Below are 13078 nucleotides of genomic sequence, written 5' to 3' on the forward strand. Positions count from 1 at the left end.
CAACGGAGTCCGCCGATGCGACACGACCAGGAGTTCCGCAGCATCCCGAACATGATCAGGATCGCCGCCCGACGGTTCGGCGACGCCCCGGCCCTCGTCGACGGCGAAGGGCGTCTGACCTTCCGTGAGCTGGAGGAGCGGATGGTCCGCTCGGTGCGCGGGGCGCTCGCGCTGGGCATCGGGCCCGGGGACCGAGTGGGCCTGTGCGCGCCGAACTCGGCGGAGTGGATCGTCGCGGCCCTCGGCATCCAGGGCGCGGGAGGTGTCGTCGTCCCCCTCAACACCCGCTTCAAGGCTCAGGAGATCTCCTACATCCTGCGCAGGTCCGGTGCCCGAGCGCTCTTCGCGGCCGCCTCCTTCCTCGGCACCGACTACATCGGCGACCTGCGCCGGGAGGACCCCGGGCTGCCCGCACTCGCCACCGCCGTTTCACTCCTCGGGCCGTCGGCGAAGGCCGCCCTGGGCTGGCAGGACTTCCTCGAAGCGGGAGCGGGGACGGCGCCCGCTGCCGCGCACGCCTCGATCGACCGGATCGGGCCGGACGACCTGTCCGACGTGATGTTCACCTCCGGCACCACCGGCCACCCCAAGGGCGTGCAGCTGACCCACGGACAGTCCCTTCGGGCGTACGGCTGGATGTCGACGGAGTACACCTTCGACGCCTCCGACACGTTCCTGGTCATCCCGCCGTTCTTCCACTGCTTCGGCTACAAGGCGGGCTGGCTCGCCTCCCTGATGCACGGGGTGACGGTGATCCCCATGGCCGTCTTCGACCCGGAACGGGCACTGCGGCTCATCGCCGGCGAACGGGTGAGCATCCTCCTCGGCCCGCCCACCATCTTTCACGACCTCCTGAGCCACCCCGACCGGTCCGCGTACGACCTGTCCTCGCTGCGGGTGTCCATGACGGGCGGCACCACGATCCCGGAGCCCCTGATCCGCGCCATGAAGAAGGAGCTGACCTTCGACATCGTGCTGAGCGCCTACGGGCTGACCGAGTCGAGCGCGCTGGTGACCAGCACCCGCGTCGGCGATCCGGAGGAGACGGTGGCCCGTACCACCGGCCGGGCCGTACCCGGCGTCGAGGTCCGCATCGCCGGCGACAACGGCCGGGACGTCGCTCCGGGCGAGGACGGGGAGATCCTGGTGCGCGGCTACAACGTCACCCGCGGCTACTGGGACGACCCCGAGGCCACCGCCGACGCGATCGACCCCGAGGGCTGGCTGCACACCGGTGACATCGGCCGCCTCGACCCGTACGGCAACCTGTCCGTCGTCGACCGCAAGAAGGAGATGTTCATCGTCGGCGGCTTCAACGCCTACCCCGCCGAGATCGAGAAACTGCTCCTCGGCTGCGCGGCGATCGCCCAGGTCGCGGTGATCGGCGTCCCCGACGAGCGACTCGGAGAGGTCGGGTGGGCCTTCGTCGTGCCGAAGGCGGGGGCGGACCCGACCGAGCGCGAGGTCATCGCCTGGGCCAGGGAGCACATGGCCAACTTCAAGGTCCCCCGCCGGGTCCGTTTCGTGGCCGAACTCCCACGCAACGCCAGCCAGAAGATCCTCAAGCACGAACTGCGCGCCTGCCTCGGGGAGTTCTGACATGGGCGGACCACTGACCGGCGTCACGGTCGTGACCCTGGAGCAGGCCGTCTCGGCCCCCATGTGCACGCGCACGCTGGGCGACTTCGGCGCCCGTGTCATCAAGGTCGAGAACCCCGAGGGCGGTGACTTCGCCCGCCACTACGACGACGTGGTGGGCGGGCTCGCGGCGCACTTCGTGTGGGCGAACCGGGGCAAGGAGTCGGTGGCGCTGAACCTGAAGTCGAAGGCCGGTCTGTCGATCCTGCACCAACTCCTGGCGCGAGCCGACGTCCTGGTCTCCAACCTCACCCCCGGCACCACGGCCAGGCTCGGCCTCTCCCCCGCCGACCTGCAGGTACGGCACCCCGCGCTGATCCCCGTGGAGATCGACGGGTACGGCCCCGGCGGCCCCCTCTCCCACAAGCGCGCCTACGACATGCTGGTCCAGGCGGAGTCCGGTGCCTGCTCGGTGACAGGCCGTTCCGACGCCCCGGCGAAACCCGGCCCGCCCGTGGCGGACGTGTGCAGCGGGCTGTACGCGGCGCTGTCGGTCCTGGCGCTGCTGTACGGCAGGAGCAGGGGTGGTTCGTCGTCGTCCGTGGCGGTGAGCATGTTCGACACCATGGCCGAGCTGATGGGGTACCCGCTCACGTACACCCTGCACTCGGGCATCGAGCAGCAGCCGCTCGGCATGGGCTCGCCCGCCGTCGCGCCCTACGGCGCCTATCTCACCGGCGACGGGCAGACCGTCGTCCTGGGCACCACCAACGACGCCGAATGGCAGCGGCTGGCACGGGAGTTGCTGGGCCGCCCGGACCTGGCGGACGACGAGCGCTTCCGTACGAACGCCGACCGGGTCGAGCACCGTGCGCCGCTGGACGAGGTGATCGGGACCTGGTGCGCACGGCACGACCTGGCGTACGTCCAGGACCGCGCGGACGCCGTCGGGATCGGCAACTCCCGCTACAACACGGCGAAGGACGTCCTCGCCCATGAACAGCTCACCGCCCGCGACCGCTGGCGGGAGATCGGCACTCCGTCCGGGCCGGTGCCCGCGCTGCTGCCGCCGCCGGTGATCGCCGGCTTCGACCCGCCCATGGGCGCCGTGCCCGCCCTCGGCGAGCACACCGACGCCGTACTGGCCGAACTCGGCTTCGCGGCACCGGACATCGTCGCACTGCGCGAGCAGGGAGCGGTGCGGTGACCGTGCTGCTGACGAGCGACACCTCCGCCGGCGTACGGACGCTGACGCTGAACCGGCCGGACCGCAGGAATGCCATCGACGGCGAGCTGTGGGAGGCGCTGGCGACGGCCCTGCGGGAAGCCGGAGGAGACCGGTCCGTTCGGGCACTGGTCCTCACCGGGGCGGGCGGCGCCTTCTGCTCCGGTGCCGACATCTCCCGGCCGGTGACCGACCGGCATCCGTTGCACCGGATGCGGACACTCACCGAAGTGACCCTGCTGCTGCACGAGTTGCCCTTCCCGACCCTCGCCAAGGTGACCGGTGTCGCGGTGGGCGCGGGCTGGAACCTGGCGCTCGGCTGCGACCTGGTGGTGGCCACGCCCCAGGCGCGGTTCGCGCAGATCTTCGCGCGGCGCGGCCTGTCGCTCGACTGCGGTGGCTCGTGGCTGCTGCCGAAGCTCGTCGGACTCCAGCAGGCCAAGCGGCTCGCCCTGCTGGCGGAGACGATCGACGCCGAACAGGCGCGGGCGCTGAACCTGGTGACCTGGGTCGTGGCCGCCGACAAGGTGGACGCCTTCGTCGACGACCTGACGGCGCGCCTGGCGTCCGGCGCGCCGGTCGCGCTCGCGCAGACCAAGGCGCTGCTCGACGAGGGCGCCGACCGCACCCTGCGGGACGCACTGGCGAACGAGGCGCGGGCGCAGGCGGTCAACTTCGCCACCGCCGACGTGTGGGAGGCCTACACCGCGTTCGCCGACGGACGAGAGCCGCGGTTCACCGGCCGCTGGGCGGTGCCGAGACGAACGGAGAACGACACATGACGCGGGAAGCGGTGATCGCGGCGGCGGTCCGCACGGCCGTCGGCAGACGGAACGGCGGGCTGGCCGGCACCCATCCGGCGGACCTGTCCGGGGCGGTGCTGACGGCGCTGGCCGACCGGACCGAGATCGATCCGGCGGTCGTCGACGACGTGATCTGGGGATGTGTGTCCCAGGTCGGCGACCAGTCGAGCAACATCGGCCGCTACGCGGTGCTGGCGGCCGGCTGGCCGGAGAGCGTTCCGGGGACGACGGTCAACAGGGCGTGCGGGTCGAGTCAGCAGGCGTTGGAGTTCGCGGTCCAGGCGGTGCTGTCGGGGCGGCAGGACGTGGTCGTGGCGGGTGGTGTCGAGGTCATGAGCCGGGTGCCGCTGGGCTCGGCGAAGGCGGGCGGCATGCCGTACGGGCCCCGAGTCCGCGCCCGCTACCAGGACTTCTCCTTCGACCAGGGCATCTCGGCGGAACTGATCGCGCAGAAGTGGGGCTTCACGCGGGAGCGGCTCGACGGGTACGCCGCGCTGTCGCACGCGCGGGCGGCGGCCGCACAGGACGGCGGGGTCTTCGACAGGCAGATCGTGCCCGTGGCCGGGGTCGCGGCGGACGAGGGCGTCCGGCGTGGCACCAGCGTGGAGACGTTGGCGAGGCTCGAGCCCTCCTTCCAGGAGGACGGTGTCCTGCACGCCGGGAACGCCTCGCAGATCTCCGACGGCGCGGCGGCGCTGCTGATCACCACGCCGGAGCGGGCCCGCGTGCTGGGCCTGACCCCGCTCGTGCGGTTCCGGGCGGGCGTGGTCGTCGGCTCCGACCCGGTGCTGATGCTGACCGGGCCCGTCCCGGCGACCGAGAAGGTGCTGCGGAGGGCCGGAGTGGCGTTGTCGGAGGTCGGGGTCTTCGAGGTGAACGAGGCCTTCGCGCCCGTCCCGCTGGCCTGGCTCGCCGAGACCGGCGCGGATCCCGAGCGCCTCAACCCGCTCGGCGGCGCGATCGCGCTCGGCCATCCGCTCGGCGCGTCGGGTGCGGTCCTGATGACGCGGATGATCCATCACATGCGGGCCCACGGGATCCGCTACGGCCTGCAGACCATGTGCGAGGGCGGCGGCACGGCCAACGCCACACTCGTCGAACTCGCGGAATGACAGGGGCGGTCAGCATGCGACGGGATGTCTTCACCGACGACCACGAGGCGTTCCGGGGACTGGTGCGGGACGTCGTAGCGAAGGAGGTGGTGCCGCGCTACGGCGAGTGGGAGAAGGCAGGGCGGACACCCCGCGACTTCTTCACGTCCCTCGGCTCGCTGGGCCTGCTGGGCATGGCGATCCCGGAGCGCTACGGCGGCAGCGGACTGCCCGACTACCGCTACAACGTCGTCCTCCAGGAGGAGGCGGCCCGCGCTTTGGTCACCCTGGGCACCGTCCGCACCCAACTCGACGTCGTGCTGCCCTACTTCCTCGCCTACGCGAACGAGGAGCAGCGCGAGCGCTGGTTCCCCGGGCTGGCGTCCGGGCGGCTGCTGACCGCGATCGCGATGACCGAGCCGGGCACCGGCTCCGACCTCGCCGGTATCCGGACGACCGCCGTGCGCGACGGCGACACCTATGTCCTCAACGGCGCCAAGACCTTCATCACCGGCGGGCTGCTGGCCGATCTGGTGATCGTGGTGGCGCGTACGGCGACCGAGCCGGGCGACCGGCGGGCGGGACTGACGCTGCTCGTCGTGGCGGACGGCATGCCCGGGTTCACCCGTGGCCGGGTGCTGGACAAGATGGGCATCAAGGTGCAGGACACGGTCGAGCTGGCCTTCGACGACGTGCGGGTGCCGGTGGCCGACCGGCTCGGCGAGGAGGGCGCGGCCTTCCGGTACCTGGGCCACAACCTCCCGCAGGAGCGGATGACGGTCGCGGTCGGCTCGGTGGCACAGGCACGGGCGGCTCTGGACACGACGATCGCCTACGTCAAGGAGCGCGAGGTGTTCGGCTCACCGGTCGCCGCCTTCCAGAACACCAAGTTCGAACTGGCCGCCGTCGCCACCGAGATCGAGGCGGCGCAGGCTCTGCTGGACCGGGCCGTCCTGGACCTGGTCGACGGCCGGCTCTCCGGCGCCGACGCGGCGAAGGTCAAGCTGTTCTGCACCGAGATGCAGGCCCGGGCCGTGGACCGGTGTCTTCAACTCTTCGGCGGATACGGCTACATGCTGGAGTATCCGATCGCCCGGCTGTACGCGGATGCCCGTATCACGCGGATCTACGCGGGGACGAGTGAGGTCATGAAGGTCATCATCGCCAAGTCACTGGGGTTGTGAGCCATGTCCGTGGAGGACTTCACCGGCCGGTCCGGGACCGCGTTCGTCGCGGGCGGCACCGGCGGCATCGGCACCGCGGTCGTACGGGCGCTGGCGGAACACGGCAGCGATGTCACGTTCACGTACCGGACCGACCACGAGGCGGCAGGTGCCCTGGCGGACGAGGTCAAGGCCCTCGGTCGGCAAGTCCACTCGCTACGGGTCGACCTGACCGATGAGGTGGCGACCGCGCGGGCCGTCACCGAGACAGCGGAGACGTCCGGCGGCCTGCACACTCTGGTGTACGCCGCCGGACCCCATGTGCCCATGACCCATCTGAGCCAGGTCACGCCCGCCCGGTACCGCGCCCAACTGGAGGGCGACGCCGTGGCGTTCTTCAACCTCGTCCATCCGGCGCTGCCCGCGCTGCGGGCGAGCCGGGGCGGCATCGTCGCCGTCACCACCGTCGCGACCCGCCGTTACCCGGTCCGGGACGGGCTGTCCTCGGGGACGAAGGGCGCGGTCGAGGCCGTCGCCCGCGCCCTGGCCGCCGAGGAGGGCCGGTACGGGGTCCGGGTCAACTGCGTGGCCCCCGGCATGCTGAACGACGGCATCGCGGCCCGGCTGATCGAGACGGGGGATCTCGACGAGGGAGCCCTCGCGATCACCCGGCGCAACATCCCGCTGCGCCGGTTCGGGTACGCCCGGGACATCGCGGAGGCGGTCTGCTTCCTCGCCTCGGACCGGGCCGCGTTCATCACCGGACAGGCACTGGGGGTGGACGGCGGGTACAGCGTCTGATCCGGGGCGACGGGCTCAGGGAGCGATCGCCCGGCCGGCCACGTAGGTGGCGCGTACGAGATCGGCGGACAGGGTGTCGAGCGCCTCGCGCAGCGGGACGTGGAGCAGGCACAGGTCGGCCGGGCTTCCGATCACCAACTGTCTTGTACGGGACGGCTGTTCAGGGGAGCCGAGGAACAGGCGCAGGGCTGCCCTCGCCGTGACGGCCTCCCCGTCGTCCCGCGTCACTGCCGCCCGTATGACGGTCCATGGGTCCGGGGGGCCGTACGGCGCGTCCGTTCCGGCTGCCAGCGGGACGCCGGCCTCGGCCAGGCTGCGGCAGCGGTAGAGGTGGGGCAGGTCGTCCGGAGCGACGTCGGTGGCGTACTCGGGGCCGCGCAGGACGGGGAAGTGCGGCTGGGTCACGACCGTCACGCCGAGCCGCCGCAGCCACGGCAGAACATCGTCCGGGATCACCGCTCCGTGCTCGATGCGGTCGCCCTCGACCGGTCCTGCCTCCTCCAGGGCGAGCAGGGTCACCAGCAACTGCACACGGGTGACGCAGTGCACGGCGACCGAGCGGGGCCGCACCCCGGCGACGGTGGCCGCGAGTCCGGCAGGCGTGGGCAGAGTCGGGTCGTCGAGCATGATCTTGACCGGGGCCGTCCCGTCCGCGCCCATGACGACCACTCGCTGCGGCAGCACCGCGAGGGTCCGGGCGAGGCCGGGCGCCGGGCGCGGATCGGCGTTGGTGAACCCCGTGACGCCGTACCGTGCCGCGCGGCGCCCCAGGCCGGCCAGGTCGAGCTCTACCGGAGGGACCAGGCGGCGCAGCCGCTCGTCCGCTCGCCACAACCGGCCGTCACTGCCTTCGCCGTCGTCCAGGCCGGCCGACCGCAGTGCGGGGCTGTTGAGGAACCACATGGCCCCGCTGCGATGCTGCACCCGTACCGGCCGGTCGGGCACGATCGCATCCAGCGTCCACCGGTCCAGTTCTCCAGCCACGCTCTCGTGGTAGCCGACGGCCCGCACCCACTCCCCCGGCGGCCCCTCGTGCAGCGCGGCCGCAAGTCCTGCGCGGCCGCGTACGTCGCGGGGCCCGACTCGTACGGAGGCAGTTGCCGCCGCCAGCGCGGTGAGGTGGACGTGATGGTCGTGGAGTCCGGGCAGCAGCGCCCCGCCGTGCCCATGCACGTCCGCCGGACCCGCGAGGCGGGGGCCGATCTCCGCGATCCGGCCTTCGGCCCCGACCCGTACGTCCACCAGGCCGCGCCCCTCTGTCTCCACCGCCCTGATCAGCACGACGCCGCCCGGCTCACCGCGAGGGCGCTGGCACCGGCGGCCATGAGGTGGCAGGGGCCGCCCGCCGACACTCCCCATTGGTCGAGAACTATGTTCTCCACAACGCGAACACCCTTCTCCCTCAAGGGACGTCAGATTACACTTCGGGACCGTGGAGTCGCCCTTTACCTGCGTCGACCTGGACCGCGCCCTGCCCTCACCGTGCGGGACGGATCAGGTGCGGGTCGCGATCGCGGCCGAACCACGTGATACGAGCGGGGAGTTCGACGTCCTGCTCACGGCTGCGCCTGATCCTCCGCGCCCATGGGTGAGCTGCGCCGACCCTTACACCACCGCAAGGCTCCTGCACACCACCGTGACACGCCATCCGGCAGCCAGCATGAGCCTCGTGCAGGTGCTCCGGATGAGCCACGAGCTCTCCGGGCCCGACCGTCTCGTTCTCGAGTCGCTCGCCTACTCCACGCTCCAGGCGGGCCGGGACTTCCACGCCTGGCTGGCTTCGGCACGCCCACGCGCTTCGCGCCCCGCCGCCGAACCCGTTCAGGTATGCCGTGACGGTGCACGAATGAAACTGACCTTCAACCGCCCCTGGGTGCGCAACGCCTTCGACGCGGCCACACGGGACGCCCTGTGCGAGGCGCTGGAGGTCGCCGTGCTGGACCCGACGCTCACCCACGTCGACCTGTACGGCAACGGGCCCGCGTTCTGCAGCGGCGGTGATCTGTCGGAGTTCGGCACATCGAGCGACCCTGCCGAAGCGCACCACATACGCATCCACCGCAGCCCCGCTGCGCTGCTCCAACGGTGCGCCTCCAAGGTGACGGCCCACGTGCACGGCCCCTGCGTCGGAGCGGGAGTCGAACTGGCCGCCTTCGCGGGATCGATCACGGCCGCCCCCAACACGACCTTCCAGCTTCCCGAGATCAGCATGGGACTGATCCCCGGCGCCGGCGGTACCGCCAGCCTCCCGGCCCGCATCGGCCGCGAACGAACCGCCTACCTGGCCCTGTCGGGTACTACGACAGACGTGGAAACGGCGCTGACGTGGGGGCTCGTCGACACGCTGTCCCTCGGTCCGGCCGCCGAGCCCCCTACCCCATGACTCCGTCGCAGGCCGGCATGGGTGGACGAATGCGTTCCGCGATCCCTGACACACCACGGAGCCCACGCCGTCGGTGACTGCGAGGGCACGCCGGTGAGGGACAGGGGCCGCGGTTCCGTGCGACGACGAATGCACCGACCACCGTGATCGGACGGCGTCGGCCGATCGAGCGCGCCGCCCTCGCCGGGAGCGATCCCGGCGTGCCGGGAGCATGGTGATCACGACACGGCGTCGCACACCGCTTCCGGGACGCTTCCGGCGCCATGGCCGCCCACCGCGGCGAGACGTTCGACGGCAGCGGCCCGGCCAGTGACGGCGGTGCCGCACTCGGTGCCCCGGGCGCGGTGCGGCAGCGTCGACTCCCTTGAGTCCACCGTGGCGGAAACCTGCGCCTCCAGGCGCGGCGGATTCCTGCGCGTCCGCTGCGGAACCCCGGTGAAATCTGCGCCGTGACACCGGCAGGCGATCCCCCGCCCACACTCCTCGGTGTCAGTTCCCACCAGGAGGTGAACAAACCATGACGAAACCTGCCGAGCCCGCGGGCATTCGCACCACACCGCGTGCGGATCGCACGGCCGGTGCACGGTACCGGGGCGATGCGCGCCCAGGCCGTCGCGGTCGTCACCGCGCCGAGGGAACGGTCACTCATTCCGGCCTCGCCGAGACCGCCTGGCCCACTCGGTGCGCTTCCGTCGCGGTCCGGTCCGGGCACGCGGACGGCCGCTGGGCGGCACCCGGTTTCCGGCCACCGACCGAGGAGCTTTGGATGGCGGAGCGAACGGTCCTTTCCGGCGTGACGTTGATCGACGGCACGGGAAGTGCCCCGCGGGGGGACATGTCCGTGGTGATCGACGGCGCCGTGATCACCGAAGTGGGCCCGGCCGACAGGACGGTGACGGCCCCCCAGGACCAGGTGTACGACCTGCCGGGGACGACGCTGCTCCCCGGGCTCATCGACTGCCATGTGCATCTGCGGTCCAACGCGGGCGCTCGGCCGCGGGACGTGCACCTGTGGAACATGCTGACCTCGGTCGAGGAACAGACCCTGCACGCCGCCGCCAACGCCCGTGAGGCGCTGCGGTCCGGTTTCACCACGGTCCGTGACACCGCGGGTTCGCTGCCCGAGGTGGCCGTCAAGCACGTGATGGACGAGCACGTCCTCGACGGGGCCCGGGTCGTCTCCTCCGGTCTGGTCGGCATGACCGCCGGACACGGCGACATGTTCTGCCCGGCGACGCTCGACGAGAAGCGGATGTGGGCTCCGGCCGACGGTGCCGACGAGTGCCGTAAGCGCGTCCGGGAGTACGCCCGGATGGGCGTGGACCTGATCAAGATCTGCACCAGCGGCGGCACGCTCTCCATCGGCGACAGGACCGGCTGGCGCAACTACACGGACGCCGAGATCGACGCGATCGTCGACGAGGCGCACGCCCTGGACCTGCGGGTGGCGGCGCACGCGCACACCCGGGCCGGGATCGAGGCGGCCCTGTGCGCCGGGGTCGACACCCTGGAGCACGGCTCCGAACTCGACGACGACCTCGTCGAGCTGATGCTGGAACAGGGCACCTTCCTCTGCCCGACCCTGACGCTCAGTGAGTTCATGGCCGAGCACGGGCAGCGTCGTGGACTGTCCGCCGAGCATCTGGACAAGGCGGAGCGGCTGCGCGAACACCGGCTCACCTCGGTGCGCCGGGCCCATCAGGCCGGCGTACGGATGATCGCGGGCAGCGACTCCTCCAACACCCTGCGGTTCGGCTCCCACGCCCGGGAACTCGCGCTGCTGCACGAGCAGGTCGGCATGACCCCGATGCAGGCCCTGGTCGCCGCGACCTCGGCCGCCGCCGACGCTCTCGGCATCGGCGACCGGACGGGGACCGTCGCCCCGGGGATGTGCGCGGACCTCCTTCTCGTGGACGGCGATCCGCTCGCCGACCTGGGCCTGCTCGGGGACCGGCGGCGGCTGCGCGCGGTACTGCGCGAGGGCCGGGCCGTCGACCCGAACGCAGCGACGTCGGTGCCCCCGGGTCTGGCCGCGAGGCGCCGGCTCACAGCGACCGGCCACCATCCGCGCCGCACGTCGGCACCGGCCACCGCGGGACAGGGAGACGACCAGTGCTGCGTTACCTGTTGATCCGGATCGCCCGGGCGCTCGCCGTCGTGCTGTGCCTGAGCGCTGTCGTGTTCCTGCTCGCGCATCTGATCCCCGGCGATCCGGCGACCCTGATCGCCGGCGAGAACTCCACACCCGAACTGCGCGCCCAGATCACCCGGGAGCTGGGACTCGACCAGTCCGTGTGGTCGCAGTACCTCAGCTGGCTCGGGCACGCCGTCCGGGGCGACCTCGGACAGTCCCTGCTCGACGGGCAGAGCGTCGCCGCGCAGGTCGCCGACCGGCTCCCGGTGAGCCTCGAACTCGCCGTCTACGCCGCGCTGATCGCGGCCGTCTGGGGCATCCCGGCGGGTATCTGGTCCGCCATGCACCAGGGCCGGGCGGTCGACCGGCTGGTCAACGGCACCGCGTTCCTCGGGCTCGCCTTCCCTCCGTTCGTCGTCGGCACGGTCATGGTGCTGCTGGTGAGCCGGCTGACCCCGGGCTGGCCGCTGTTCTCCTTCGTACCGTTCGACCAGGACCCGCTGCTCAACCTCCAGGACCTGCTGCTGCCCGCGGTGGCGCTGGGCATCCCGTTCGGCGCCACGCTCTGCCGCTACATGCGGGCCGCCGTCCTCGACGTGGCGGGCCAGGACTTCATGCGGACCGCGGCGGCGAAGGGGGCCGGGCGACGGCGCCTGATGCTGCGGCACGCCCTGCGCAACGCGCTGGTGCCCGTGGTCACCGCGGGCGGTCTCCAGCTCGGGGTGCTGGTCGGCGGCACCGTCATCGTCGAGCAGGTCTTCGCCCTCCCCGGGCTCGGCTCGCTGATCGTCAACTCCATCACCCAGCACGACTTCACGGTGGTCCAGGGGGCGGTCCTCGCGCTGGGCGCCTCCTATGTGGTGATCAACCTGGTGACCGACCTGCTCTACCCGCTCATCGACCCCCGGATCCGGACGACAGGAGCACGCCGTGACGGCTGAGACCGTACTGCCCGACGCCGGTGCGGCCGTGACCGCGACGGCCACCGCGCGACGGCTGTTCCGCGGCTGGAACCCGACCCTCACCACAGGTGTCTGCCTGCTCGGCGGACTGGTGCTGACCTCTCTTGCCGTCACCGGCTTCGGCCCCTACTCCGCCGAGGACGTCGGCGACGCCCTGCTCGGCGGGCCCACCGGCAGCCACTGGCTGGGCACCGACAACCTCGGTCGCGATCTGCTCACCAGGACCTTCGTCGCCGCGCTGCACTCCCTCCTGGTCGCTTTCGGGGCCACCACGCTCGCCGCGCTGATCGGCGTGCCCATCGGTCTCCTCGCGGGCTACACCGGCCGGCGGGTGGACGGTGTGCTGATGGCGGTGATGGACATCGCGATGTCCATCCCCTCGGTGCTGCTCGCGCTGGTGCTGGTCTCCGTGTTCACGCCGGGCACGACGGTCCTGATCGCGGGCATGGGGCTGATCTTCGTACCGTACTTCGCCCGGATCGTCCGCGCCCCGGCGCTGACCGTGCGCGAACGCGACTTCGTCTCGGCGGCCCGGATCGCCGGGGTGCGCCCGCCAGTGATCATCGGCCGCCATGTGCTGCCGAACGTGCTGTCCGCCGCTCTCGTCCAGTACGCCAACACGGCAGCCACCTGCGTCCTGGTGGAGGCGTCCCTGAGCTACCTGGGCCTCGGCATCCAGCCGCCGACACCGAGCTGGGGCCGAATGATCTTCGAGGGTCAGCGCTACATGGCGAACGACCCGCTGCTCGTGATCGTCCCCGGGATCACGCTGGCCGTGGCCACGGCAGCCTTCGGCCTGATCTCCGACGGCCTCCAGGAACGGATCGACCCGCGCGGCACCCGCCGTACCTCCTGATCCACCCTTCTCCTCTCCGGTAACCCCCCACCTCCTGACACCTCTCCTCGCTCATCCAACCCTCAGGCACAGGCGGTCATGA

At 71.8% G+C, this 13078-nt stretch carries 11 protein-coding genes; 10 read left to right on the forward strand and 1 reads right to left on the reverse strand.

Annotated features, from left to right (window positions below):
- Positions 1 to 15 precede the first annotated feature (15 nt).
- Genes ACFWPQ_RS00165 through ACFWPQ_RS00190 form a run of 6 tightly spaced genes read left to right on the forward strand, consistent with a single transcriptional unit; the run spans position 16 to position 6661 of the window.
- Complete coding sequence (locus ACFWPQ_RS00165; RefSeq protein ID WP_384028275.1) at positions 16 to 1599, forward strand: FadD3 family acyl-CoA ligase; 1584 nt, start codon at positions 16 to 18, stop codon at positions 1597 to 1599.
- Position 1600: 1 nt separating this feature from the next.
- Positions 1601 to 2785: a CaiB/BaiF CoA transferase family protein gene (locus tag ACFWPQ_RS00170; RefSeq protein ID WP_384028277.1), complete on the forward strand. Its 1185-nt coding sequence runs from the start codon at positions 1601 to 1603 to the stop codon at positions 2783 to 2785.
- Complete coding sequence (locus ACFWPQ_RS00175) at positions 2782 to 3585, forward strand: enoyl-CoA hydratase/isomerase family protein (RefSeq protein ID WP_384028279.1); 804 nt, start codon at positions 2782 to 2784, stop codon at positions 3583 to 3585. The genes ACFWPQ_RS00170 and ACFWPQ_RS00175 overlap by 4 nt, the downstream gene beginning before the upstream one ends.
- Positions 3582 to 4718: a thiolase family protein gene (locus tag ACFWPQ_RS00180; RefSeq protein WP_384028281.1), complete on the forward strand. Its 1137-nt coding sequence runs from the start codon at positions 3582 to 3584 to the stop codon at positions 4716 to 4718. The genes ACFWPQ_RS00175 and ACFWPQ_RS00180 overlap by 4 nt, the downstream gene beginning before the upstream one ends.
- A gap of 14 nt (positions 4719 to 4732) precedes the next feature.
- Entirely contained in the window at positions 4733 to 5881 is a 1149-nt protein-coding gene (locus ACFWPQ_RS00185; RefSeq protein WP_384028283.1) for an acyl-CoA dehydrogenase family protein, read from the forward strand.
- 3 nt (positions 5882 to 5884) lie between these two features.
- Positions 5885 to 6661, forward strand: coding sequence for an SDR family NAD(P)-dependent oxidoreductase (locus tag ACFWPQ_RS00190; protein WP_384028285.1), 777 nt, complete (start codon positions 5885 to 5887; stop codon positions 6659 to 6661).
- Between the two features lie 15 nt (positions 6662 to 6676).
- Here the strand turns inward: ACFWPQ_RS00190 and ACFWPQ_RS00195 are convergent, their stop codons facing one another.
- A complete protein-coding gene (locus ACFWPQ_RS00195; protein WP_384028287.1) occupies positions 6677 to 7942 on the reverse strand; it encodes an amidohydrolase family protein in 1266 nt (421 codons plus the stop codon).
- Positions 7943 to 8507: 565 nt separating this feature from the next.
- Here ACFWPQ_RS00195 and ACFWPQ_RS00200 point away from each other — a divergent pair.
- The 4 genes from ACFWPQ_RS00200 to ACFWPQ_RS00215 all read left to right on the forward strand — a co-directional run bounded on the left by ACFWPQ_RS00200 (position 8508) and on the right by ACFWPQ_RS00215 (position 12996).
- On the forward strand, positions 8508 to 9044 hold the full coding sequence (locus ACFWPQ_RS00200) for an enoyl-CoA hydratase/isomerase family protein (protein WP_384028289.1): 537 nt from the start codon (positions 8508 to 8510) through the stop codon (positions 9042 to 9044).
- A gap of 766 nt (positions 9045 to 9810) precedes the next feature.
- Positions 9811 to 11175, forward strand: a complete 1365-nt coding sequence (locus ACFWPQ_RS00205) for an amidohydrolase family protein (protein WP_384028291.1) — start codon at positions 9811 to 9813, stop codon at positions 11173 to 11175.
- On the forward strand, positions 11157 to 12119 hold the full coding sequence (locus tag ACFWPQ_RS00210) for an ABC transporter permease (protein ID WP_384028293.1): 963 nt from the start codon (positions 11157 to 11159) through the stop codon (positions 12117 to 12119). Before ACFWPQ_RS00205 ends, ACFWPQ_RS00210 begins: the two co-directional genes overlap by 19 nt.
- Positions 12109 to 12996: an ABC transporter permease gene (locus tag ACFWPQ_RS00215; RefSeq protein ID WP_384028295.1), complete on the forward strand. Its 888-nt coding sequence runs from the start codon at positions 12109 to 12111 to the stop codon at positions 12994 to 12996. Before ACFWPQ_RS00210 ends, ACFWPQ_RS00215 begins: the two co-directional genes overlap by 11 nt.
- The last annotated feature ends 82 nt before the right edge of the window (positions 12997 to 13078 follow it).

The sequence above is a fragment of the Streptomyces sp. NPDC058464 genome (assembly GCF_042721035.1).
GTDB lineage: Bacteria > Actinomycetota > Actinomycetes > Streptomycetales > Streptomycetaceae > Streptomyces.